Raw genomic sequence first — 22622 nt, forward strand, 5'->3', positions numbered from 1 at the left:
AGTTGTTGCCCAATTGGCGACGCAACGGGGCGATCTGGAAAAGGCGACCCTGTACTCTCAACCGGCACGGTCACTGCGCATGTAGCGTTCCCATTCGGCGGCGAAGGGGTGGGCGTTGCGCGTGGCGCCATGCACCACCCGCCAACCCGGAAATCGCTCCGCCAAACCCTGGGCGGCGATGGCAGCTTCCTGCAGGGATGCAAACACGCCAAAAACCGCCGTTCCACTGCCGGACATGCGCGCCGCCGAGGCCCCTGCTCCCCGCAAAGCAGAGAGCGCCTGACCCACCACAGGGGCCAAATCCACGGCCACGGACTCCAGATCGTTTTCCAAATCCCCAAAAACGTCCTCTCCTCGACATGCACTGGGGATGCTAATCGGGGATGCCCGGTTTGTCAATTGCCCGGCAAAGAGTCCGAACACCTTTTGCGTCGAAAGACCCACTCCCGGATGCACCACGACCAGATGCACCAAAGGAAGATTCGGCAAGGGGGTCAACAACTCCCCCACCCCTTCGGCCAGTGCCGCCTGCCCCCCCAGAAAAATGGGCACATCGGCACCCAAGGCCAAACCGATGGGCAGCAGGTCAGTCAAGGCAAGATCCAGATGCCACAGACGATTCAACGCCAACAGAGTGGTGGCCGCATCCGAGGAACCCCCTCCCAGGCCGGCGCCATCCGGAATCGTTTTTTCCAACGAAATATTGACACCCCGCCGAATGCCACAGGCACGACACAGGCTTGCAGCGGCACGATAAACCAGATTCTCCTCGGGACGCCGGGTGACCGGTGGGTGGCATGCGAGCTGGATGGTGTCGCCCCCAGGCAGGAAGGTCAAGCGATCCTGCCAGGGGAAAAAAGTCATCACCGTCTTCAACAGGTGATATCCATCCGGTCGCCGCCCCACCACGCGCAGCATCAGATTGACTTTGGCGGGAGCGGAAAAACAGGGAACCATGGGCATGTCCACCATCAATCCAGGGGTCGCCGTAGAGAAAACCCCGGCGGAATGGCGTCGCTCTCTGCCACCTGCTCCGCAGGGTCGCTGGCCTCCCATTGCCGCGCACGCACGACAAACAGGGCGTCGTCGCCGAGATGGATGGAAATCTTCTCGGGCAGCAACACCCCCTGCGTGACCGGGGCACCCCAAAGATACTGGACCATGAAAGCGGTCCCATCCGGGGCGAGGCCATGACGTTCAAGTATGCGTCCGCTGTCAGGCACCAACAGCAAACGTTCACCGGTGGGAGTATCGGCCCACACCCCGCCATCCTCTCCCGGGGGAAGAACCGTGGCCGCTTCGGCCCTTGCCTGCAACAACGCCAGCAACAGACCTGGCTCCAAAGAAAGGCCTGTCAAATACTGCATGCCCTCCGCCGAAGCGGGCACCTCCACCACATCACGTTTGCCCGGATCGGACAATCGGATCCACTCCCGGGTCAGGTGCAACTCGCCAGCCACGTCACGAAACGGGCCAAAAAGAACCAGACGCGCCCAAGTGACGCCACGCCCCCACAACTCCATGCGGTTGCGGCGTAGAATCTTGGGCGTGTCCATCTCCAGGGTACCCTCCACCCGCCACCCTTCCGTCAGGAAACCGGTGCGGCGCAAGGCCTGGTCACTTTGGTAGCGCACGGCCACATCCCCCGACGCCACCCCACCCGGGAGAGGAGAAGGCAACGAAGCGCACCCCCCTACCGCCAGAAGAAGAGCAAAAAAGGAAAGGAGGTAACTGCTCACCACCCGGCAACCGATCGGGATCCAGGGGACTGGCTCCCTGGCAGGTCCAGGACAGCGACCTGGTGAGGTTCGGGGCGAAGCCCTGACAAAGGCTTTCATATCCAGGCTTTTCTTGCGCATGCGGGAGAGCGCATGGACCACTCCCAGCCAGTCAAGGAGCCTTGTTGGCGTGCTTCTGGATTTTATCCCGCAGGAGCTGGTTGTCCGCATCCAACTCCAGGGCCTTCTGCCAGACCGCCATCGCCTCCTGCCCCTGGCCGATGGCCATCAGGACATCCCCGAGGTGCTCGTTGATGGTAGGATCCTTGGGTTCCAGACGGACCGCCTCGCGCATGGTGGCCAAGGCCTCCGACAGGCGGTTGAGGCGAAAAAGCACCCACCCCAGACTGTCCGTGATAAACCCGTCACCCGGGGCCAATTTGACCGCTTTTTGCAGATATGCGTAGGATTGATCCAGTTTTTCGTTGCGATCCGCCCAGGAGTATCCGAGATAGTTCAGGGCCTGGGGATCATCCGGGTTGGCAACCAGGTAATCCAGCAAATCTTTTTCGGCTTCATTCCAGCGTTTCAGCTTGTCATAAGCCATGGCGCGATTGAACACCAACCGGGATTGTTTCGGATCCAGAACCAACCCGCGATTGGCCATCTCCACCACGCCCACATAATCCTTTTCCTGCAACATCAGGACACTGGCAGCCAGGAACACCTCTCCCTTATCCCCAAACTCCTCCACCAACCGGCGCACTCTTTCCAAGGCGACCGGCCCCTTGCCGTGGGTGGATTCATGATAGGCCAGGCGAATCTGCGCCTCCATATGGAAGGGTTCGCCTTTGGGGATCTGGGCAAAGGTCTTGGCGGCCTCTTCCCGTTGTTGCATCGCCTCCAAAGCTTGTCCGAGATAAAACAGAATCCCGGTATTGTCCGGTTGGATGGCCTGCGCCATACGCAACTCCTTCAAGGCCTCCTGGAAGGAACCCTGACTGAGCAGAATCAGGGCGCTCGTCAACCGGGCCTGGATGCTCTCGGGGGCCAGACGGGTGACAGTCTGAAACTGCTCCAGGGCCTCCTGGCGCTTATCCTGGGTCAACATCAGTCGCCCCAGGCGCGTATGCACCACACGGCTGCCGGGATTCCCGTCCAAATAAGCCCGATACACCTTTTCGGCCTCGGCCTGTCTCTCCATCTTCTGGAGCTGCCCGCCCAGGGCCAGAACCGGCTCGATCTGGTCAGGATCCAAACGCCTGGCCTCCTGAAACGCAGAGAGGGCCTTTTGATCATCGTCTTGTTCGATATAGACGCGCCCCATCGCCAAATGTGCCCGCCACGCAAAACCGGGTTTTTTGAACAAAGGTTCGAGCACCCGATGCGCCCGTTGTGGATCTTTCATCAAGCCATGGAGAGGGGCCAACAGCAAACGGACATGATCCGCATTTTCCCCGTGCTGGATCAAATATTCGTAGTGCTCGGCAGCCTCCGGCAATTTTTGCATGGTGCGTAACAGAGATGCGAGCAGCAGGCGGGTTCCTTCCCGCTTGGGGTCCAGGACAACCACAGCCTTGGCGTACAGGGTCGCCTTTTCCAGATCGCCCCGTTGCGTCGCCAATTGGGCAACAACTTCGCGAACATCCACACTCTTGGGGTCCAGATCGGCCACCCGGGTAAAGGCATCCTCGGCTTCCTGGAAGCGATGCTCACGCAGGTGGACAAACCCCAGCAGGTATTGGAGCGTGATATCCTTGTCTGAAGAGGCATTTTCCAACTGGCCGACGACACGGTCCAGGTCACCGGCATCATCACCCCATGCAACCTTCGCGGGCAGCACCGGCTCCCCCCCAACTGCGGGAGGCACAGCACAACCGGAAACTGCCATCGTCAAGCCGGAAACGGCAAGCCAGCCAAGCACAGAAACAACCCGCCAACCATCCATGCGCAAGACCATTCTCCAAAACTTCCACGCCATCGTGCGACACCCCACCCTCAAGGCAACGAGGTAGCTGACCTACTGGCAGCAGCGGATCAAGTGCCTTCAGGAACTCCTCCTCCGCCCGTCATGGGCGTGATCACGCATTTTCAGCAAGAGTTGTTCCATGTCAAGTTTATACATCCTGGCCACATCCTCCAGGGTATCCACCTGGGAAGCCAGGCAGTTGCCGCAATCAATCCCCATCTCCGCCAAAACAGCGCCAACTTCCGGATGTTCCTGGATCAAGTCCGCCATTTTTTTTGTCGCATCGATCGCCATAATGCCGCAACTCCGCTCCCCAGGTTCCGACCCACCCGCCACCTCGGTCGACCATTTTCCACCTTCCCTTGTGGCCGGGTCAACCATTCGCTATATTCCTGGATTCAATAGACACCGGATCCAGGTTCCAACTTCTCCACACCGAAGAGAATTTCCGTGGCCAGAAAACTGACGATTGGCGACAAGCCGCCCCTTACCGGACACAAGGTATCCCATTCCAACCGCAAGACCAAACGGAAATGGATGTCCAACGTCCAAAAAAAATCAATGTTCAGCGTCGCATTGGGACGTTTCATCAACACCACCCTCTCCACCCGGGTCATTCGCACCATCGACCTGGCGGGCGGATTGGACAACTACCTGCTTGCCACAGACGCCGCAGCGCTTTCCGCACCCATGCGCCGCCTGCAGGAGGTCATTCGCACGCAAGTTGCCAGGAAGGCTGCCTAGCCACCTTGTGCCACCCTGGCCAAGTGCAGGTCACCTGCGCCTGGCCAGGGTGGGATTGCCTGCCTGGGATCCATCCCGAGCCCCTGACCCGAGCAGACCCTGACCTGGGCAGCGCAGCGCCCCTGTTACTCCCTGCCTGCGAGGGTGGCCCGGGTCCAGGGTCGGGCCGGGTTGATCACGAGGAGCTGCTCTCCCTGCCTGCGGGAGCGATCCAACCACCAGCCAGGGTTGCCCTTTGGCTGGTCTTGCATCGCAAACAGACTCACGACCCAACCCTGGCCTGTAGGCCGAAGGTGTTCCAATCCAACAGAGCCGGCATCAACCGGAAGCCGGGATCAAAGGCATGGCTGCCGGTTTGCAGCAATCTTTCGTCGTAGGCGGTGTTGTGATCAGGCGTGACATCGCTGCCGTACAAGGCAAAAGGAACCAGGTCGGAGTTGTGGGTTTTGGTAGCCACCGGTGTCGGATGGTCCGGGAGAGAGATGGCCCGGAACGGCTCGCCGCGTCGTTGCAGTCCGTCCAGGACAGCCCCAACCACCAGGGCATCAAAATCTTCGATAGCCTGAATCTTGTAATCCAGGCGGCCCGCATGACCGGCCTCGTCGATCCCCTCGACATGCACAAACATCAGGTCATGACGGGTCAGACCATCCAGGCAGGCCTGAGCCTTGCCATGATAATCGGTGTCGATCCACCCAGTCGCCCCGGGGACGTGGATCACCTCCATGCCAATATGTACGGCGATGCCGCGCATCAAATCCACGGCAGAGATCATGCCGCCGGTAATGCCACGGCGATCACGGAACAGATCCAGGGCAGGCTTGCGACCATGTCCCCACAACCAGATGCTGTTGGCCGGCTTGCGCCCCGCCGCCCGCCGCCGCTGGTTGACCGGGTGATCCGTCAATACGTTCCATGACTCCTGCATCAGGCGGGCAATTGGCTCCGCATCCGCGCCCGAGGGGAGATGTCCCGCAATGGGACGATCAGAGATGTCATGCGGCGGCGTACATTGCAATTGATCCCCCCCCCCGTGCCAAACCAGGAGATGCCGGTAACTCACACCGGGATAAAAGCGCAGCCGATCACTCCCCAGGTTATTCTGGAGATAGTGGATCAACTCCCTGGCCTCGTCGGTCGCGATGTGGTCGGCGGCAAAGTCCGCCATGATCTGGAAATCTTCGGACAGGGAGACCAGATTGCAGCGGAACGCGACATCTTCGGATTGCAACGTCACCCCCATGGCGGCAGCCTCCAGGGGGCTCCGTCCAGAATAGCTGCGGGTCACGTCATATCCCAACACCCCCAGATTGGCGATGTCACTGCCCGGATAATACCCATCCGGGGTATTCCGCGACCAACCTCCGACTCCCTCCCGCACCATGCGGTCCAAGTTGGGGGTTTTGGCCACCATCAGGGGTGTCCGACCATCCAGTTCCGGCATGGGCCGATCGCTCATGCCATCTCCCAGAAAGATGACAAACTTCATCCTTGTTTCCTTGCACCACCAGGGGAGCCACGGGGTTCGACAAGGCGGGAAGCGGACGCACCCCCGCCTTGTCGCTTCATCCAAACCTACATGTCAACCGAAGGGAAGAGGAAGGGATCCAAATCAATGACGCAACAGATCCTTCACCACCTCCCGCTCCTGGCGCAACTCGTTGAGGACGAGGTCAAATTTTGTTTTGCCCAGGGCGGACATCGGGAGTCCCTCCACCACCTTGACGGCACCATCTCCCTTGGCCTGAAGGGGGTAGCCAAAGATCAGCCCCTTGTCGACGCCGTATTCGCCTTTGGAACAGATGGCCGAAGTGAACCAGTCGCCCGCCGGAGTGGCCGCCATGGAACGCATGACCCCATCCAGTGCGGCGTTGGCAGCCGAGGCAGCGCTGGAAGCCCCACGCGCCTTGATGACCGCCGCCCCCCGGTTTTGCACATCCTTGGTGAATGTCTCCTTCAACCATTGGTCATCCGTAATCACCTCAGGAACCGGTTTTCCCTTGATGCGGGCGTTCTCATAGTCCGGATACTGATTGTTGGAGTGATTGCCCCAGATGGTGACATTGGTCACCTGAGTCAACGCCACGTTAGCTTTTTTGGCCAGCATGGTGCGGGCCCGATTCTGGTCGAGAGACATCATGGCCTGGAATCGCTCTGGAGCGACATCGCTGTTATTCATGGCGATGAGGCAGTTGGTGTTGCAGGGGTTGCCCACCGTCAGGATGCGCACATCGCTGGCGGCCTTGTTCAAAGCCTTGCCCTGCCCCACAAAGATGGGGCCGTTGACCTTGATCAGGTCGGCACGTTCCATACCGGGCCCCCGTGGGCGCGAGCCGATCATGAGAACCCAGTTTGCGCCGTCAAAAGCCACTTCCGGGTTGTCGGTCGCCACAATCCCCTTGAGAAGAGGGAACGCACAGTCGTCAAGCTCCATCACCACACCCGACAATGTGCCCATGGCGGCAGGAATTTCGAGTAGTCGCAACTCCACAGGCCGGTCTTTGCCGAAAATTTCCCCCGACGCCAAACGAAAAAGCGTGCTGTAAGCGATTTGCCCTGCTGCTCCCGTTACCGCAACACGGATTGGATCGGCCATGCGTCTCACTCCTCTGGATTGGAATTAACCTTTACGCCGACGGTCAACAGTTTCATCATCCACCCTCGGCGTTTCGTGACGCTCTCTCCACACCACCTGTGTCCCGCACCTGCATGCCCGGCCCAACTGCCCCGCATCTGCGTGCCCGGTCCAGCGCGGATGGAAGAGAGGAATCCTCTACCCAAACCTCCCTATGCTACTCAAAAAAATACTCTCCCTCAAGGAATCCTTCGAGACGGACGGGCGCCAGCCCCTGGGTATTCGCCTGACGCCGGCACAAGCCAAGGAGATCCGTTGGGAGTTGCATCAACTCTACGGTTTCGATCCCGGTCCCGGCCTGATGCCGCTTTACGGCATGGAGATCCTCGCTACGGATGCCGACTCCATGACCTTGGAGGAGTGATGGTCATGCCCTCCGCCGTCGGCCATGAGGCAAACATGGGGAACCAGATCGGCAACGGCATGGAAACTGTGAACGGCGCCACGTTGTGATCCGGGCAAGTTGACGATCAGGGTTTTGCCACGTATGGCCGCAACGCCCCGCGTCAGCACCGCAGAACGGACATGTTCGATGCCGGCCTGTCGTATCAACTCGGGCAGGCCGGGCATCTCCCGATCGCTGACATCCCGGGTGGCTTCCGGGGTAACATCCCGCGGTCCGGGGCCGGTGCCACCGGTGGTCAGGACCACATCGAGATGCTCGGCATCGGCCCACTGGCGCAGCAGTTGGCTGATCTGTGCGCGGTCGTCGGGCAGGATGGTGCGCAGCGCCATGACACCACCCGTGGCGCGGACCAGCTTTTCCAGGGCATCGCCACTCCCGTCACGGGTTGCATTCCGGCTGTCGGAAAGAGTCAGGATGCCCACCCGCAAACCGGCCCAGGAGGGGACGCCTCCCTGGGGATGACCTTGTTGGCCATGGGCATGGGCATGCGTACAGGCATGAGCATGGGCATGATCGTGGCCACGCTCATGGGCGTGGTCATGTCCATGTTTGCACTTCTCTCCCATCTGGACATCCGATCCATGGACCTCCGATGCCTGGAGATCCGGTGTCATGGCATCTTGCCAGGCTTGGGCAGCCGCCTCACAACCCGGGCAGGTATCCACCCAACGGACACCCTGGCTGGTGATCTCCTTTTTCCAGAATGTGGCGTGCCGCTTCAAGTGGTCGATCAAAAACCGGCAGGCATCGAAGGCTGCGGCCCGATGGGCGGCAGCGGCCACGACGAGGACAATATTTTCTCCCAGGTTCAGACGCCCCACCCGATGCACGATCGAGACCGCCTCGACCTGGAAACGGGTGCGGGCCATGGCAACGGTTTTTTCCAACTCCTTTTCGGTCATGCCCGGATAGTGTTCCAACTCCAAGGCAACCACCCGTGTATCCCCTTCGGTCAAATCCCGCACGGTGCCGGTCATGGTCACCACAGCGCCCACATGGGGATTGCCGGATGTCAGGGCGTGGATCTCCGCTGCAATGGAAAAATCCTCCTGCTGGATGCGAATCATGCAGTCGCTCCCCTTACCCGCCGCTGACTGGCGGAAAAATAGCCACTTCATCGCCATCATGGACCGGGTCATCGGGAAGGGCATAGACCTGATTGACAGCCACGCGCAGGTGCGCCCCTGCCAAGGCCGCCGCAAAGGGGGCACCCCGTTGGCGTAAAAAGACCAGCATGTCGGTAACGGTATGCACCGCTTCCGGCAGCGTGATCTCCATCTGTGCCTGGCCGATCGTTTCACGAACCCGGGCGAAAAACAAAAAATGCGCCATCGCATCAACTCCCGCCAAACCCCCGTTCCAGCCAGCGACGTGCGGTGACCAGATCCTCCGGGGTATTGATGTTGAAAAAGGGGTCCGGGGCCCCCTCCCGGCAGATAAATTCCACAACACGATGGGGGTGATCGGCCAGCCAGACGCCCAAAGCCAAACGGCCTGCATCCAAGGCCAAGCTGATTTCAGGAAGGAGCTGCCGGGGCCACAGGCAAACCGTCGGATGCAAACGCCCTGCCGAAACCACGGTGACCGGTTGCGCCGGATCATCGGCTGCCAGGCACAATCTTTGCGTCAGGTCTTGCGGCAGAAAGGGGAGATCCACAGGAACGACGCATACCCAGGGCGCAGCCATGCAGGTCAGGGCCGTCTCGATCCCGGCCAGCGGCCCCATGGAACCGGTCCGCAAATCGGGCATGACCCGCATGTTGCAGGCGGCGAAACGCCCCGCATCACCGTTGGCGTTGATCGCCAGGGCGGCCAACTGTCCACGCAGGAGTTCGATCATACGCGCCAGGAGCGTGGCGCCCCCCAGATCGAGAAAGGCCTTCTCCCGACCCGCCATGCGCCGCGACAGCCCCCCCGCCAGGATGACGCCGCTGAGACTCTCGGGAGACGGTACACAATCAGGGGTCATTCATCTCCCCGCAAAGGGTTGTCAAGCTTTGTCGTTACACAAGATCGATGGTCATGGGTTCCTCACCCTCACGGAACCAATCGTGGATCAGGATGTCTAAGAAATCAAGGCAGAACTGAATTTGGACCCGTTGCGATCACCTGTGCGTGCCGGTTCTGACCGCCATTTTTCCAGCACGCGCCAACTTGACGACAAGAGGCACAAACACTCACATCCAGCAAAAGGGGGCAGGGAACGCCAGAGAGAACGATTTTCGTCCCGGATGGGGGTGGGTTGTGTCAGGAGTGTTCAACATGTTGCAAAGTCAGAGCAAGTCAAAACCCCATTCCGCTCCTGCCAGGGCACCCCTGCCCACGAATGGGATACGGCCCACACCACATCCGCATGGCAACCCCGGGGTGCATCCCCCATCCATCCGTTCCAATCCCCCTGCGGACCGCGTCTCCCTTATCGAGGCAGATCACTCTCGCGGTCCGCACTCCCACGACCGGAATCATCCACATCCCCAGCCCGGCCCGACCGCTCCCCATCACAAGGCCCAGCAGGTCACGCCACATCAGATCACGCCACATGAAGAGAGAATCCTTCACGAGGAGTTGGAACTTCTGGCACAAAAACACGCCGAACGAAAAAAACGGCAGCGCTTTCTTCTTCTGCTCTACGCTGCCATCCTCGTGCCGCTCAGCTTCTATGTCTATGCCCATTTCAAACTTTCGGACGAACCGCCGGAGGTGGCTGATACACCCCCGAAGGAGATCGTCCTGGAAAAAGCACCGGGATCCGCCCGGACCGCGATTCGGGTTGCCGGCGGTTTACCCAACCAGCCAAACGCGAACGAGCCGCTCCCCATGCGCATCCTGGAGTCCAAAGCGCACCCGCAAGATGCCCCTGACCCTGCTGCGACGCAAATCCAGCGCGTGGAGAGCGGTCCCCTCCTGGTCACCAATATCCATGCAGGACGTGACTCGCAAGGCAAGATTCGCCTGCGTGGAGATCTGTTCAATCGTGGCCGCATCCCCATCAGTCAAGTCACGCTGCGCGCCCTGTTTCCAGACCAGGATGGTTCTCCCCTGGTGGTCCAGCAGGTCAACCCCCTGATGACGCAAAGTTGGGTTCTCGGCGAAGTCAGCGCCCCCCTGGAGGCCGGAACTTCCCGATCCTTCGAAGCAGATGTCCCGAACGTTCCATCTGGTTGGGCAGGTCAAGTCGTCCTGGACATCACCCATTTTGACCTTGCCGAAGGCACAGGATCGATCACAGAACCCTCCCATAGCGACCCATGAAACTGGTCTTGGCCTCCACATCCCCCTTTCGACGGCAGTTGCTGGAACGGTTGGGGATCCCTTTCAACATATGCGCTCCCGAGGTGGACGAATCCCCCATGCCGGGGGAGTCCCCTCGGGAACTGGTCCGGCGTCTGGCCGAGGCCAAGGCCAGGGCTGTTGGCCCTGCTCATCCCGAGAGTCTCATCATCGGCTCAGACCAGGTCGCCATCCTCGGGGAACAGATTCTCGGCAAACCGGGCGCCCATGCCCAGGCTGTGGCCCAGTTGAGCCTTGCATCCGGGAAACGCATCTCTTTCGCGACCGGCCTCTGCCTGTTCAACAGCGACTCGGGCCGGGTCCAGTGGGATGTCATCCCCTTCCACGTCCATTTTCGCCCGCTGGACAGAGAACGTATCGAAAACTACCTTCTTCGCGAACGCCCCTACAACTGTGCCGGAAGCTTCAAGGCAGAGGGGTTGGGAATCGCCCTGTTCGAGCGCATGGAGGGTGACGATCCCACCGCCCTGATTGGCCTGCCCCTGATTCGCCTGACAACCATGCTTGCGGAAGAAGGTGTGAATGTGGTCTGATATTGGCGTTTCGGGCCAGAAGGTTCTGCACAAAACTCTCTGGCATATCTGACGGCCTGTGCCGGCGTGTCGTTTCCGGTCCGTGCCGCGATTCGTGATCTATCGCACATGGTGACCTGGATGAGTTCTTCCACCGCAACCGCCCACGCCTCTGCCAACGGGTTTCCGGGCAGATTTGTCGACACGACCTGGCTGGCCGAACGCCTGCAAGAGCCGGACTTGCGGATCGTCCAGGTGGGAGGCGATAATTTCTACGCCAACCTTCATATCCCCGGGGCGGTGCTGGTGCGTTATCGGGAGATCATCACCCAGCGCGACGGCATCCCTGCCATGCGGGCGGATGCTGCCGATTTGGCGACCCTCTGCAACCGGCTGGGGGTGAATAAAACAACCCGGGTTCTGGCCTACGACGCCACGGGGGGGCTTGATGCGGCGCGCTTCATCTGGACCCTGGCCACCCTGGGACACGACCTGGGCGCCGTCCTGGATGGTGGCATGGGGGCCTGGTACCAGGAGAGCAAACCCGTGGCTCAAGCCGCTCCCGAAATCGCTCCCGCCGTATTTTCTCCATGTGATTCACCCCTGTGGAGTGCAACCCGGGATGATGTCCTGGAGATCTCCCAAGGCAAGGAAACGGCCACTCTCCTGGACACCCGCAGCGAGGGGGAGTATCTCGGACGCAACCTGACCGGTCCACGCGGACACATTCCCCGGGCACGGCATTTGGACTGGACCGAAACCCTGCGCAATCGGCAAATGCCGGTGTTGAAGGAGCGGGAACTTCTGCTGGAGTTGTTGGCCCTCCGGGGTTTGCGGGACTTTTCCCAACCGATCGTCGTCTACTGCCAAACTGCCCATCGGGCCTCGCAAACCTGGCTGCTGCTGCGTCATCTGGGCTTCACCTCGGTTCGGCTCTACGACGGTTCCATGGCCGAATGGGGTCTGCTCGGTCTGCCTTTGGTGACCGGACCTGATTCCCAGTGAGAGGATTCCTATCATGTTCGATGCCTTAAGCGACCGCCTGGATGCGGTTTTCAAAAAACTGCGTGGACGTGGCACCCTGACGGAAGCCAACATTGACGAGGCCATGCGGGATGTGCGTTTGGCTCTGCTGGAGGCAGATGTCCATCTCAAGGTGGTGCGGGAGTTCATTGCCCGGGTCAAGGAGAAGGCCATCGGCATGGAGGTTTTGGCCACTCTCTCCCCGGGGCAGCAGGTGATCAAGGTGGTGCATGACGAATTGATCCACCTGATGGGAGATGCCAACGCAATTCTCAACCTGGCCACCCAACCCCCTGCCGTGGTGATGATGGTTGGCCTGCAAGGATCGGGCAAGACCACCAGCACCGGTAAACTCGCCCGCTGGCTGGCGGAAAAACAGCGCAAACGCAGCCTGTTGGTCTCCCTCGACATCTATCGACCCGCCGCCATGGACCAGTTGGCCACGATCGGCCAGCAGGCCGGGATCACCGTCCTACCCGGGCGCCCCCAGGATAATCCACGCCAGATTGCCCAGGATGCCCTGCGGGAGGCCCGCAACGGCGGCTACGATATCCTCTTTCTCGACACCGCCGGTCGGCTGCATATCGACGAGGAGTTGATGACCGAACTGGCCGATGTCAAGGCCCTGGTCAACCCCATCGAAATATTGCTCGTGGCAGACGCCATGACCGGTCAGGATGCCATCACCGTCGCGGAACGTTTCCATGACCGTCTGGCCATCACGGGGGTGGTGTTGAGCAAGACCGATGGCGATGCCCGGGGGGGCGCTGCCCTCTCCATCCGCCATGTCACGGGCACCCCCATCAAGTTTTTGGGAACCAGTGAAAAACTGGAGGGTTTGGAGCCGTTTCACCCCGACCGTCTCGCCTCCCGTATCCTGGGCATGGGGGATGTGCTCACCCTGGTCGAAACCGCCATCGAAAAGATGGATATGGCCAAGGCCAGCCAGTTCCAGGAAAAGATGCTCACCACTCAGTTCACGCTGGAAGATTTTTTGGAACAGATCCAGCAGATGAAAAAGATGGGATCCATGGGGGATTTGATCGGCATGATTCCCGGAGTCAAGCAGATGCTCAAGGGCCATGATGTTTCCGGAGCGGATGGTCAACTCAAGCGCGTCGAAGCCATCATCCGTTCCATGACCCGGGAGGAGCGTCGCAAGCACCAGGTGATCAACGCCTCACGTCGCCGCCGCATCGCCAAAGGTTCAGGAACCTCCGTGCAAGAGGTCAACAAGGTTCTGAAACAATTTGTCGAGATGCAGAGCATGATGAAAAAACTGGGAAAATTGGGCAAGAAGGGGTTCATGCGCGGTGGTTTTCCCGGCATGCCCAAAATACCGGGGATGCCGTTTTGAGATCAGGCAGCCTCTAAACACCCCGAACGCCATGCCGATGCCAAGCCGACCGTCACCCCCTCAACGATTCAGGCCCAGGCCGTAACGCTGCAACAGTTCCAGGGTTTCGGTGTGGATTTTTTTGTTCGTTCCCGCCACCAGCCAACCCGTGTGCGTCAGGGGGGCAATGGGGTTGCCCCGCAGGTCCGAAACACGGCCCCCCGCCCTTTCCACCAACAAGATGCCGGCGGTCAAATCCCAGGGCATGATGGGCGCGTGGGTCGGCGCCAGAATGTAGGCCGCATAACTCCCCTGGGCCACACGGGCCAGGCTGTAGGTGGGCGATCCACCGGTACAGACCACTCTGCGCACCCGGCGATCCCCCCACAAATCCAGGATGGCGTCGATCTCCTCGCGCATGCAGCGGGGTATCTGGTAATTGATCACCCCGGTGGCAAGGCTCGCGGGCCGCACCAGGGGGAGCGGACGACCATTCGCCATTACTCCTTGTCGTGAGGCCTCGAACAGCTCTCCCGTGCAAGGATTGTGGGCCAATCCCAATACAGTACGCCCCTCTTCCAAAAGGGTCAGGACCGAACAAACGGTGGTCTCGCCGTTGCAATATGCCCAGGCCCCGCTGGTGGCAGCAAAGGCCCAGAGGCACGAAGTGGTGGATGCCGCAGGGGAGAAACCAGTCGCCTCTCCGTGAAACCGGTGTTCGGGAAAGGCAGTCAGAAGCAACTCCGCGACCCGTGCTTCGGCGGACCGGTTGCCTGCTGTTTTGGGAGTGCCATCAGGGTGGCACGCCATGCCGACATCCATCCCCTCCCGCACGGCGCGAATCATCTCACCTGCCTCCAGCACCGCTTGGCGACCCACAGCCAGATAGGCCTGCAAAACCCCGTTCATGATCGGCCTCACACCCTGTCACAATCCGGGAGCGCCCACCCTCCCCTTTATTTCCCGCGATTCTACAGGAGATCCCCCGGTCTAGCCATGCCATCCATGCAGGGTCCAGGGTACCGGAAGGATGATGCATGGCAGATTTTCAATAAAAGGAGTGCCGGGCGCCCTACCCCCAGGAGACGACGGACCACCCTTTTGACCGGGCAATCTTTTGCAACGTCCGCGTGGGGTCCACGGCAAACGGGCGCCCGGCTACCGACAGGATGCTCAGGTCTGCCTGATGGTCGGAGTAGACATGGGCCTGACAGGTGGCCAATTTTTTACCAAGATATTGCTCCAGGACAACAAGCTTCTCCGCGCCATAACAGTTGGGCGAGGTCAGCACTCCCCGAAACATGGCCGGGTTATCCGAATCGTCCCGGGCAGGCCAATCCGTGCGGGTACACACCACTTCATCGATTCCCAACCGGTGCGCCAGGGGCACGACATACAGATCCAGGCTGGCTGTGGCAAGAATCACGCGGCAGCCGGCGTGGCGGTGCCGGGCCAACTCCTGAACGGCGCCCGGCTTGAGCCAGTCGCGGACCAACTCCTCGACAGTGGCCTCGATCCAATGTTGCATGGCGGAACGTGGCACACCCCCCGCCACATGCCGGAGAAACTGCCCCTTCAACCAGCCATTGTCCCGATGTCCGCTTTTGAAAAGAAGCACAGCCCCGAGCAACCATGGCAACCGTCCCCAACGGGCCGGACGCCGCCACAGAACATGGCGCAAAAAAATGCGGTAGGTGTCACACGCCGTGATGGTCTTGTCCAGATCGAACACGGCCATCGGCGGCTGCGGATCGTGCGGCATGCCCGGTTTTTGTCCAATCGGCTCCATATCAGGCAATCAAACACCAACTTTGGGTTCAATCGCCTCGGCAGACCCGGAATGTGCCGGTGCAACCGACCAAAGACGGGTACTCCCCCAAAAATACCCAAAAAAAACCATCAGAATGCCGGCAAACATGACATATTCCGGAATATTCAACCGCTCTCCCAAAATGCCCACCACACCGCAGAGCAGGGAAAGCCCTGTCAGAAAGAGCATGGTGCGGTTGACCGACCACCCCAGATGCAAAAGGAGGTGATGAAAGTGTTTGCGATCCGGAGCAAAAGGGGGGCGTTTTTGCAGAATCCGCCGCAACAAGACGCTGAACATATCGATGAGTGGCACTGCGATCAGCCATATGGCCGTGACTGGCCGCAAAACGTGGTGGTCTCCCTGGGTCAGATAGACCATAAACCAGGCCAGGGAGAAACCGAGAAACGTGCTCCCGGCATTGCCCATAAACAGGGAGGCAGGACGGCCAAACCAACGCACGTTGAAACCCAAAAAAGGCAGAAGCACCACGATGAAGGCAGCGGCCAGCACCGCCACATTCCAGAGACCCGCTTCCAGCGAGAGCAGGACGATCAGGGTGAAGGTGACCAACCCAAGTCCCCCTCCCAGGCCATCCAAACCATCGGCCATATTCACGGCATTGATCACCCCAACGACGCAAATCACTGTAAAGATGACCATCCAGTTACCCAGATAGATCGGGCCCAGGGCAAAAAGGTCGCCCAGGTAGTAGATCCCCACGCCACCCCACCAGGCCATGATGACAGCCACCGTGATGTGAACAACGAACCGCAGGGCCACACTCAGATTCAGATAATCGTCCAGAACCCCCACGAGCACCAGAATGGCAATCGCCAGACGCAGGTGGTGCAGCTCCGGAATGTCCAGATCAAGAAGAAAAAAAGCGACCAGAAGTCCAAGGAACATCCCAGCCCCCCCGATCAGGGGCTTGTCGCCGATGTGTACCTTGCGCGTATCCGGATGGTCGACGAGACCGATACGATGAGCCAAAGAGCGGCCCATCCATAGCACCACGCAGGTCACTGCCCCACCCGACAACAGGCCGACCAAAGAACTCCACGCCATCATCCGCACCAGACCTGCCTCCCCTGGCATGATTTCCTGCTACTTCCCAACATACCCCCCTCTGATTCCAAAACGACCACACCCTCACCGCTCGGAAAGCAAAAACCATCCAGAAAACCGCCCAGCGGGGCACATAGACCACTGCCCGATGGAAAGATCGGGCAACACGAACAACCCGCATGGCAAGTTCCCAGTTAACCAGATGATGCACGCATAGGACAAGGCATGACGCAAAAGTCACCTCTTCGCTTGCGAAGCGTCAATCGACCGCCATCCCCAGAGCCACGGATCTTAACTGTCTCACCAAGTCAACGCAAATCGGGTGCAAGAAATCATCCATTTTCCTTGTCACAGGTTTATGTTGGTATACACTGGCCCGGTTGGGGGACTCGAATATCCCCATCCATTATTTTTCGGTAACAGCATTTTATTGAGATTGATCTCTTGCCATGGCCAATCAGCACCCAAGAAAGCCGGCTTTCGGGAATTCTGCGGCGGCAACCCCCGTGGGGGGCAAAAGCGGGGTGGAGATTGCCGACCCGACCCGTGACGCTGCGGACAAATCCCGCCGGCAGTGGGAGCGATCAACCTTTTCAATCCGGGCAACCTTGACCCTGGATTTGCGGGAATTTCTTCCACTCACCGGGGTTACCGAAGATGTCAGCCTTGGTGGCGCCAAGTTTCGTCCCTCTCGGACCATTCCCCCCATTCCCATCGGAATCGAGGGGTCGTTTGTCATTGCCCTGGGTGACGGCCCCATGACCTTCCGCTGTCGTACTGTTCGGATCACCCCCACCCATATTTTCCTCAACCTGCTCGGTAAAGAGGCCCTTTTTGGTCAGGCCATCGCCGTCGAGGCCCTGCGCAGCATCAAAAAGTCCAATCCAACCCACTGATGCTCCCCATTTAATTTTCCGAGGTGCCATGGAGCAGGTACATTTGTTTCTCATGTACGCCGTGTTGGGTGCCGTCTCGGGTGTTTTGGCCGGCCTGCTGGGTGTGGGTGGGGGCATCGTTCTGGTGCCTGTTTTGCTCTTCTCCCTGGAAACACAGGGGGTTGCAGCGACGGTTTCCATGCACATGGCCTTGGGAACCTCCCTGGCCATCATCGTGATCACGGCGCTGGCATCGGTGCGCGCCCATCACCGTCGGGGAGCGGTGGAGTGGCCCATTGTTTGGCGCATCACCCCAAGCATTTTGTTTGGCACGCTGCTCGGGTCGGGTTTGGCGGACCACCTGTCCGGTACCGTTCTGAAAAAAATTTTTGGCCTTTTCGCCTTGAGCCTGGCCTTTTATCTGGCCTTTGGCCGCCCCCCTGCGGCCAATCGGACCCTGCCGCGCACCGCAGGCATGGCCATGGTCGGCAGCGGTGTCGGCTTCGTATCCGCTTTGATGGGAATCGGTGGAGGAAGTCTTTCGGTGCCCTTCATGGTCTGGTGCAATGTGACCATGCGGCAAGCCGTGGCCACCTCGGCGGCCATTGGCATGCCCATCGCGATCGCTGGCGCCACAGGCTATGTCATCACGGGGTGGGGAAACCCCCTTCTACCTTCCATGAGCCTGGGTTACGTTCACCTCTCCGCGCTCCTGGCCGTGGCCCTCTCCAGTGTCTTTTCCGCTCCCCTGGGCGCACGCTGGGCGCATAGCATCCCCCCCCTGCTGTTGCGACGCCTTTTCGCCACCCTGCTCCTGATGCTGGGTGGGCGCATGCTTCTGGTATAGAACGTCCCCCAAAAGGTGCTGATAACCATGCAGCATCCCTCCAAGAAAAGCTCAGCGCAACCATTCACCATCCTTTACCGTTCTTCGACGGACCGCCTGATCAAGGGCACGAGCATGGGCACCCGCTTGCGGTAAAGCCCATAGGGTTCTCCCAGAGTGGTCAACATGTCGCGCTCTTCCAGGAAAATGCCGATGAAGATATAGGCGCTCATGAAAGCCGCCCATAAAAAATGGCCCCATGTCATGACAGGAACCGCCCAAAACGCCACCATGGTGCCAACCATGATCGGGTGGCGGACGACCTTGTACATCCCCCTTTCATCAAACCGGGGTGGGGCATAAGGAAGACCCCGCATATGACAATACACCTGCCGCATGCCGAACAGATCGTAGTGATCGATCTGAAACGACGCCGCCAAGGGAGACAAAAGGGCCACGATGAACACCATCTGGATCATCCAGACACCGGCCACATTCTCCACGCGCCACAACTCCCCCAGAATAGGCTGCCACAATCCCATGATCAACGCCAGCAACAACGATGCGACCAGGACATAGACGCTGCGTTCCAGGTGGGCGGGAACATGCCTGGTGAGCCATGCCTTGAAAAAGGGTCGGGAAGCCACGCTGTGATGAACGGCGAAAAGGAGCATCAGGAGGGTATCGATCCCCAAAGATTGGAACAGCGGAACCCCTACCTGGGGAAAATCAATCGACTTGGGTACATACACATTGGCCAGGAAACCGGCAAGATAGACAAAGACCGCATTGAAGGCGGCATAGGCCATCAAACCAAAAATAAAATGAAGCAGGCGCATGTTCTATGATACCCCAACTTTGGAAGGCTGCCGGAAATGAAGCAAACGCATGTCTTATGATACCCCAACTTTGGAAGGCTGCCGGGAATGTCGGATGGTTGCGCGATGTCTCGCCGCTGCCTCGACGATCTGACCAAAGGCTATGCCGCCATCATTACCGGGAAATTGGGTGTGCAACAAGGTGGAGAAACGATTTTCCGCCAAGAGGGCGATGGCGGATTCGGTCAACAGGCGATTCTGGAACACCCCACCTGTCAGTCCAACCCGACTGACACCCGTTTGCTCCCGCACCGTGCAGGCCGTGTGCAGGATGGCAAAGGCCAATGAGGCATGAAACCGGGCCGCCTGAACGTCGGGAGACTCCCGGGATCGATAAAGGGAGTGCAGCAAGGGCTCCCAGTCCAGTTCCAGGAGCCGTTGCGGCAAAAAACGGTAGGGAAGCGCCATGGCCTCGGTTCGGGTATGACCTGCCACGGCTTCCAACTCCATGGCTGCCTGCCCCTCGTAGGTAGCCACCATCCGTCCGAGGATCAACGCCGCCGCTGCATCGAACAACCTGCCCACTGCATGGGTGGGCAAGGTGTTGATTCTCCTTTCCCAGGCTTGTCTGACCAGACCCCATTCAGGCTGGGGAGGACGCCACGACAAACCGCACTCCCAGCACAATCCGGCTGCTGACCGCCAAATCTCGCGTGTCACCCGATCTCCGCCAGGCAGGGAGAATGTGCGCATGGTCGCCACGCGCTGCCAGTTGCCGGGCGTTCCCAACAAGGCCTCCCCCCCCCAAAAGGAGCCGTCGAAGCCCAAACCCAGGCCATCCCAGGTAAAAACCAGGGTCGGCTCGGTTTGATTCTCCACCTCCCCCAGCAGGGAGGATGCGTGCGCCACATGGTGCTGGACCTGGTATACAGGCAATCGTTGCCGCTCCGCCCATTGGACCGCCTGATATTCAGGGTGCAGATCCACCACCAAACCCCGGGGCGTCACCCCGTAAAGGGTTTGCAGATCCCCGATCACCTGTTGAAACATGTCCAGCGCACGCGGTGATTGTAAATCTCCGATATGTGGCGACATGACCACCCGCTTCTCCCAGGCCAGGGCAATCGTGTTTTTCATCTGGCTGCCGGTCGCCAGAATGGGCTCTTCCAGAGCAAACGGAAGCGAATACTCCTGGGGCGCCAGGCCTCTCCCTCCCCTGATCAATCGGGCCTGCCCGGCGATCACCCGAAACACCGAGTCATCTGCCGGACGGCGAATGGGACGATCATGGTGCAAAAAGCCGTCGGCGACCTGGGCCAGGCGCTCCTCCACCTCCTCTGCCCGGGTCAGTACAGGGTCGCCACGCAAATTGGCCGAGGTCGCCAATAGCGGCCTGCCAAATTTTTGCGTCAAGAGGTGGTGCAATGGACTGTAGGGGAGCATGACGCCCACCTCGTTCAGGCCCGGGGCAACCTCCAGCGGGAGCAGGGAATCCGCGCAACGGGGGAGAAGAACGATGGGACGAGCCGGATCGGTCAACATCGCCGCATGGGCCAGCTCCAGCGTGACGACGCTGCGCACAAGATCCAGACCATCGCAGCCCGCTTCAGGAACCATCACTGCCAGGGGTTTGTCAGGTCGGGGCTTTTTTTCCCGAAGGCGCGCTATCGTTTCCCGTCGGCCCGCATCCCCCATCAAGTGGTACCCGCCGACCCCCTTGACCGCCACGATCTCCCCCCGCGCAAAGGCTGCGAGGCAAGCATCCAGCGCTGGGTCCGAACCTTGAACGATGCAACCGGTTGCGTGATAGGTCAAGCGGGGGCCACAATCCGGACAAGCCAGGGGCTGGGCATGAAAACGCCGGTCCAGGGGATTGTCAAACTCGGCGCGACAGGGTTCACACAATGGAAAACCGGCCATGGCGGTGTTGTTCCGATCATAAGGCAACCGGTCCATGATGGTATAGCGCGGGCCACATTGGGTGCAGTTGGTGAAGGGGTAATGGTAACGGCGTGCCTGGGGATCCGCCATCTCCTCGCGGCAAGCGGAACAGAGGGATTGATCGGGAGGGATGCATGGCCAGGTATCTCCCTTCTCCTGGCTGGGGAGGATGACAAATCCAGGTGCATCCTGGGGCAACGCCTCGGCAACCTTCTCCAAACCGGGACGGGCCAGAGGGGGATGGCGTGTCAAAAGATCCCGGATAAAACCTTCCAGAGCCTCAGGCCGACCTTGCACCCTGATCTCCACCCGGGAACCCGTGTTGCGAACCCAGCCCGACAGCGCCCACTCCCTGGCCAGGCGAAAGACGAACGGACGAAACCCGACGCCCTGTACCTGACCGGTCAAGGTCAGGTGCCGAGCCAACAGGAGGGGCTTTTCATCAGGCATAATCGATGAGCCAAACCTCAGCAATGTCTCCCATATTCATCTCCAGGGGGGATGGCGGCAATACGATGAAGGCATTGGCCCGGCTCATGCTGGTCAGCATGCCAGACCCCTGGGCCCCCGTGCTCTCCACCCAGGCGCCGTCGGCAGCAAAGTGGACCACACCCCGTTGAAAGTCCATGCGGGTGTGTTTTTTGACCAAGCGTCCCCGCAAAGGCAGTTGCAGACAACGATCAGGCTCCGGTGCAGCCCCCATCATGCGCAGCAAAGCAGGCCGCACCAAGAGCAGAAAAACCGCCAGGCAGGAGACCGGATTGCCCGGCAGGCCGAAAAAAGCCGCCTTGCCCAGGCGGCCATAGGCCTGAGGTTTGCCTGGTTTCATGCCCACCTTCCAAAAATCGATGACCCCCTCCTTGGCAAGAATTTCCTTGACCAAATCATAGTCACCAACGGAAACCCCACCCGTGGTGATGACCGCATCGGCAGAGGTGGAACCTTTCCGCAGCGCGGCCCGGATCTGTTCACGGTCATCCCGGACCAGACCCAGATCGATCACCGTGATACCCATGGCCTCCAGGGAGGCCCTCAAAGTGGTTCGATTGCTGTCGTAGACGTGGCCCGGCGCCAATGGGGCGCCAACCGCCTGGATCTCGTTGCCGGTGGAGAGCAAAGCCACCCGCAGGCGTGACATGACCATGATATGGGCAAAGCCCAGGGAGGTCAGCAGTCCCAGATCAGCCGGGGTGAGCCTGCGTCCCTGGGGGAAAACCTGCGTGCCGGCACGAATATCCTCTCCAGCCCGGCGCAGGTTTTGGCCGGCACGTTGGCCAGCGGGTATCGTGACCCGGTCGGCCTCCCGGCGCGTCTCTTCCTGCATGACGACACAGTCACAACCGCCCGGTATGGGTGCGCCTGTCATGATACGCACCGCCTCCCCGGATGCCAGGGGGCGATTGAGGCGGTTTCCGGCAGGCAGGTCGGCGACAACTGTCAGGGTCGTTTCATCGGTTGGCGACAAATCCGCCAGGCGCACGCCATAGCCATCCATGGCGCTGTTGTCATGATTGGGAACATCGAGGGTGGCCAGAATCGACGTGGCCAGAACCCGCCCCAAACCAGCCCACACATCAATCCGTTCTGTCCGGGTGATCGGGGCCACACCTGCCATGACCCGTTCCCGGGCCTCTGCAAACGAGATCATGT

Annotated in this window: 23 protein-coding genes; 8 read left to right on the forward strand and 15 right to left on the reverse strand. The window is 60.0% G+C overall.

Features of this window, described 5'->3' with window-relative positions; genetic code table 11:
• Positions 1-57: 57 nt before the first annotated feature.
• From ispE to HQL63_04885, 4 genes are all read right to left on the reverse strand, one after another.
• Positions 58-957 carry a 4-(cytidine 5'-diphospho)-2-C-methyl-D-erythritol kinase gene (gene ispE, locus HQL63_04870; GenBank protein MBF0176165.1) on the reverse strand — a complete coding sequence of 300 codons (900 nt, stop codon included), beginning with the start codon at positions 955-957 and terminating at the stop codon, positions 58-60.
• Positions 958-971: 14 nt separating this feature from the next.
• On the reverse strand, positions 972-1739 hold the full coding sequence (locus HQL63_04875) for a hypothetical protein (GenBank protein MBF0176166.1): 768 nt from the start codon (positions 1737-1739) through the stop codon (positions 972-974).
• 151 nt (positions 1740-1890) lie between these two features.
• Positions 1891-3699 carry a tetratricopeptide repeat protein gene (locus HQL63_04880; GenBank protein ID MBF0176167.1) on the reverse strand — a complete coding sequence of 603 codons (1809 nt, stop codon included), beginning with the start codon at positions 3697-3699 and terminating at the stop codon, positions 1891-1893.
• A 66-nt stretch (positions 3700-3765) separates the two neighbouring features.
• A complete protein-coding gene (locus HQL63_04885) occupies positions 3766-3981 on the reverse strand; it encodes a DUF1858 domain-containing protein (protein MBF0176168.1) in 216 nt (71 codons plus the stop codon).
• 156 nt (positions 3982-4137) lie between these two features.
• On the opposite strand from HQL63_04885, the gene rpmB reads away from it, so the two are divergent.
• Positions 4138-4431: a 50S ribosomal protein L28 gene (gene rpmB, locus HQL63_04890; GenBank protein ID MBF0176169.1), complete on the forward strand. Its 294-nt coding sequence runs from the start codon at positions 4138-4140 to the stop codon at positions 4429-4431.
• A gap of 262 nt (positions 4432-4693) precedes the next feature.
• Here the strand turns inward: rpmB and HQL63_04895 are convergent, their stop codons facing one another.
• Both HQL63_04895 and HQL63_04900 read right to left on the reverse strand, forming a co-directional pair.
• Entirely contained in the window at positions 4694-5920 is a 1227-nt protein-coding gene (locus HQL63_04895) for a cofactor-independent phosphoglycerate mutase (protein MBF0176170.1), read from the reverse strand.
• A 123-nt stretch (positions 5921-6043) separates the two neighbouring features.
• Positions 6044-7027, reverse strand: coding sequence for a malate dehydrogenase (locus HQL63_04900; GenBank protein ID MBF0176171.1), 984 nt, complete (start codon positions 7025-7027; stop codon positions 6044-6046).
• A 193-nt stretch (positions 7028-7220) separates the two neighbouring features.
• Between HQL63_04900 and HQL63_04905 the strand changes: the two genes are divergently transcribed.
• Complete coding sequence (locus HQL63_04905; GenBank protein MBF0176172.1) at positions 7221-7430, forward strand: hypothetical protein; 210 nt, start codon at positions 7221-7223, stop codon at positions 7428-7430.
• Here the strand turns inward: HQL63_04905 and HQL63_04910 are convergent.
• Genes HQL63_04910 through mobA form a run of 3 tightly spaced genes read right to left on the reverse strand, consistent with a single transcriptional unit; the run spans position 7376 to position 9441 of the window.
• On the reverse strand, positions 7376-8539 hold the full coding sequence (locus HQL63_04910) for a molybdenum cofactor biosynthesis protein MoaE (GenBank protein MBF0176173.1): 1164 nt from the start codon (positions 8537-8539) through the stop codon (positions 7376-7378). The two genes, HQL63_04905 and HQL63_04910, sit on opposite strands and share 55 nt — an antisense overlap.
• A gap of 13 nt (positions 8540-8552) precedes the next feature.
• Complete coding sequence (gene moaD, locus HQL63_04915; protein MBF0176174.1) at positions 8553-8804, reverse strand: molybdopterin converting factor subunit 1; 252 nt, start codon at positions 8802-8804, stop codon at positions 8553-8555.
• 4 nt (positions 8805-8808) lie between these two features.
• Positions 8809-9441, reverse strand: a complete 633-nt coding sequence (gene mobA, locus HQL63_04920; GenBank protein ID MBF0176175.1) for a molybdenum cofactor guanylyltransferase — start codon at positions 9439-9441, stop codon at positions 8809-8811.
• Between the two features lie 293 nt (positions 9442-9734).
• On the opposite strand from mobA, the gene HQL63_04925 reads away from it, so the two are divergent.
• The 4 genes from HQL63_04925 (at position 9735) to ffh (ending at position 13655) form a co-directional block, all read left to right on the forward strand.
• Positions 9735-10724: a hypothetical protein gene (locus HQL63_04925; protein MBF0176176.1), complete on the forward strand. Its 990-nt coding sequence runs from the start codon at positions 9735-9737 to the stop codon at positions 10722-10724.
• On the forward strand, positions 10721-11296 hold the full coding sequence (gene maf / locus HQL63_04930) for a septum formation inhibitor Maf (GenBank protein MBF0176177.1): 576 nt from the start codon (positions 10721-10723) through the stop codon (positions 11294-11296). Before HQL63_04925 ends, maf begins: the two co-directional genes overlap by 4 nt.
• Positions 11297-11416: 120 nt before the next feature.
• Positions 11417-12280 carry a sulfurtransferase gene (locus tag HQL63_04935; GenBank protein MBF0176178.1) on the forward strand — a complete coding sequence of 288 codons (864 nt, stop codon included), beginning with the start codon at positions 11417-11419 and terminating at the stop codon, positions 12278-12280.
• A gap of 13 nt (positions 12281-12293) precedes the next feature.
• Positions 12294-13655 (forward strand): signal recognition particle protein, encoded by a 1362-nt coding sequence (gene ffh, locus HQL63_04940; protein ID MBF0176179.1) that lies wholly within the window; start codon positions 12294-12296, stop codon positions 13653-13655.
• A gap of 60 nt (positions 13656-13715) precedes the next feature.
• Here ffh and HQL63_04945 read toward each other — a convergent pair whose 3' ends face one another.
• The 3 genes from HQL63_04945 to HQL63_04955 form a co-directional block, all read right to left on the reverse strand.
• Positions 13716-14543, reverse strand: a complete 828-nt coding sequence (locus tag HQL63_04945; protein ID MBF0176180.1) for an inositol monophosphatase — start codon at positions 14541-14543, stop codon at positions 13716-13718.
• Positions 14544-14706: 163 nt separating this feature from the next.
• Complete coding sequence (locus HQL63_04950; GenBank protein MBF0176181.1) at positions 14707-15396, reverse strand: HAD-IB family hydrolase; 690 nt, start codon at positions 15394-15396, stop codon at positions 14707-14709.
• A gap of 36 nt (positions 15397-15432) precedes the next feature.
• On the reverse strand, positions 15433-16542 hold the full coding sequence (locus tag HQL63_04955; GenBank protein MBF0176182.1) for an undecaprenyl-phosphate alpha-N-acetylglucosaminyl 1-phosphate transferase: 1110 nt from the start codon (positions 16540-16542) through the stop codon (positions 15433-15435).
• 419 nt (positions 16543-16961) lie between these two features.
• Between HQL63_04955 and HQL63_04960 the strand changes: the two genes are divergently transcribed.
• Positions 16962-17408: a PilZ domain-containing protein gene (locus tag HQL63_04960; protein MBF0176183.1), complete on the forward strand. Its 447-nt coding sequence runs from the start codon at positions 16962-16964 to the stop codon at positions 17406-17408.
• A gap of 28 nt (positions 17409-17436) precedes the next feature.
• Positions 17437-18234 carry a sulfite exporter TauE/SafE family protein gene (locus HQL63_04965; GenBank protein ID MBF0176184.1) on the forward strand — a complete coding sequence of 266 codons (798 nt, stop codon included), beginning with the start codon at positions 17437-17439 and terminating at the stop codon, positions 18232-18234.
• A gap of 74 nt (positions 18235-18308) precedes the next feature.
• Here HQL63_04965 and HQL63_04970 read toward each other — a convergent pair whose 3' ends face one another.
• Genes HQL63_04970 through HQL63_04980 form a run of 3 tightly spaced genes read right to left on the reverse strand, consistent with a single transcriptional unit; the run spans position 18309 to position 22620 of the window.
• Positions 18309-19052 carry an isoprenylcysteine carboxylmethyltransferase family protein gene (locus HQL63_04970; GenBank protein MBF0176185.1) on the reverse strand — a complete coding sequence of 248 codons (744 nt, stop codon included), beginning with the start codon at positions 19050-19052 and terminating at the stop codon, positions 18309-18311.
• 54 nt (positions 19053-19106) lie between these two features.
• Positions 19107-21422 carry a carbamoyltransferase HypF gene (gene hypF / locus HQL63_04975; GenBank protein MBF0176186.1) on the reverse strand — a complete coding sequence of 772 codons (2316 nt, stop codon included), beginning with the start codon at positions 21420-21422 and terminating at the stop codon, positions 19107-19109.
• The gene (locus HQL63_04980) at positions 21415-22620 is read right to left on the reverse strand and encodes a molybdopterin molybdotransferase MoeA (GenBank protein MBF0176187.1); all 1206 of its coding nucleotides are present in this window, start codon (positions 22618-22620) and stop codon (positions 21415-21417) included. Before HQL63_04980 ends, hypF begins: the two co-directional genes overlap by 8 nt.
• Positions 22621-22622: the final 2 nt, after the last annotated feature.

This window comes from Magnetococcales bacterium, assembly GCA_015231175.1.
In the GTDB taxonomy this organism is placed as follows: domain Bacteria; phylum Pseudomonadota; class Magnetococcia; order Magnetococcales; family DC0425bin3; genus HA3dbin3.

Excerpts from the sequence above, each read along its gene's own strand:
- HQL63_04910 (MBF0176173.1), bottom strand. The coding sequence starts at position 8,539 with ATGATTCGCATCCAGCAGGAGGATTTTTCCATTGCAGCGGAGATCCAC.
- HQL63_04895 (MBF0176170.1), bottom strand. The coding sequence starts at position 5,920 with ATGAAGTTTGTCATCTTTCTGGGAGATGGCATGAGCGATCGGCCCATG.
- ffh (MBF0176179.1), top strand. The coding sequence starts at position 12,294 with ATGTTCGATGCCTTAAGCGACCGCCTGGATGCGGTTTTCAAAAAACTG.
- HQL63_04900 (MBF0176171.1), bottom strand. The coding sequence starts at position 7,027 with ATGGCCGATCCAATCCGTGTTGCGGTAACGGGAGCAGCAGGGCAAATC.
- HQL63_04955 (MBF0176182.1), bottom strand. The coding sequence starts at position 16,542 with ATGCCAGGGGAGGCAGGTCTGGTGCGGATGATGGCGTGGAGTTCTTTG.
- HQL63_04965 (MBF0176184.1), top strand. The coding sequence starts at position 17,437 with ATGGAGCAGGTACATTTGTTTCTCATGTACGCCGTGTTGGGTGCCGTC.
- hypF (MBF0176186.1), bottom strand. The coding sequence starts at position 21,422 with ATGCCTGATGAAAAGCCCCTCCTGTTGGCTCGGCACCTGACCTTGACC.
- maf (MBF0176177.1), top strand. The coding sequence starts at position 10,721 with ATGAAACTGGTCTTGGCCTCCACATCCCCCTTTCGACGGCAGTTGCTG.
- HQL63_04970 (MBF0176185.1), bottom strand. The coding sequence starts at position 19,052 with ATGCGCCTGCTTCATTTTATTTTTGGTTTGATGGCCTATGCCGCCTTC.
- HQL63_04935 (MBF0176178.1), top strand. The coding sequence starts at position 11,417 with ATGAGTTCTTCCACCGCAACCGCCCACGCCTCTGCCAACGGGTTTCCG.
- HQL63_04885 (MBF0176168.1), bottom strand. The coding sequence starts at position 3,981 with ATGGCGATCGATGCGACAAAAAAAATGGCGGACTTGATCCAGGAACAT.
- mobA (MBF0176175.1), bottom strand. The coding sequence starts at position 9,441 with ATGACCCCTGATTGTGTACCGTCTCCCGAGAGTCTCAGCGGCGTCATC.
- moaD (MBF0176174.1), bottom strand. The coding sequence starts at position 8,804 with ATGGCGCATTTTTTGTTTTTCGCCCGGGTTCGTGAAACGATCGGCCAG.
- HQL63_04880 (MBF0176167.1), bottom strand. The coding sequence starts at position 3,699 with ATGGCGTGGAAGTTTTGGAGAATGGTCTTGCGCATGGATGGTTGGCGG.
- ispE (MBF0176165.1), bottom strand. The coding sequence starts at position 957 with ATGGTTCCCTGTTTTTCCGCTCCCGCCAAAGTCAATCTGATGCTGCGC.
- HQL63_04950 (MBF0176181.1), bottom strand. The coding sequence starts at position 15,396 with ATGCCGCACGATCCGCAGCCGCCGATGGCCGTGTTCGATCTGGACAAG.
- HQL63_04945 (MBF0176180.1), bottom strand. The coding sequence starts at position 14,543 with ATGAACGGGGTTTTGCAGGCCTATCTGGCTGTGGGTCGCCAAGCGGTG.
- HQL63_04905 (MBF0176172.1), top strand. The coding sequence starts at position 7,221 with ATGCTACTCAAAAAAATACTCTCCCTCAAGGAATCCTTCGAGACGGAC.
- HQL63_04980 (MBF0176187.1), bottom strand. The coding sequence starts at position 22,620 with ATGATCTCGTTTGCAGAGGCCCGGGAACGGGTCATGGCAGGTGTGGCC.
- HQL63_04960 (MBF0176183.1), top strand. The coding sequence starts at position 16,962 with ATGGCCAATCAGCACCCAAGAAAGCCGGCTTTCGGGAATTCTGCGGCG.
- HQL63_04925 (MBF0176176.1), top strand. The coding sequence starts at position 9,735 with ATGTTGCAAAGTCAGAGCAAGTCAAAACCCCATTCCGCTCCTGCCAGG.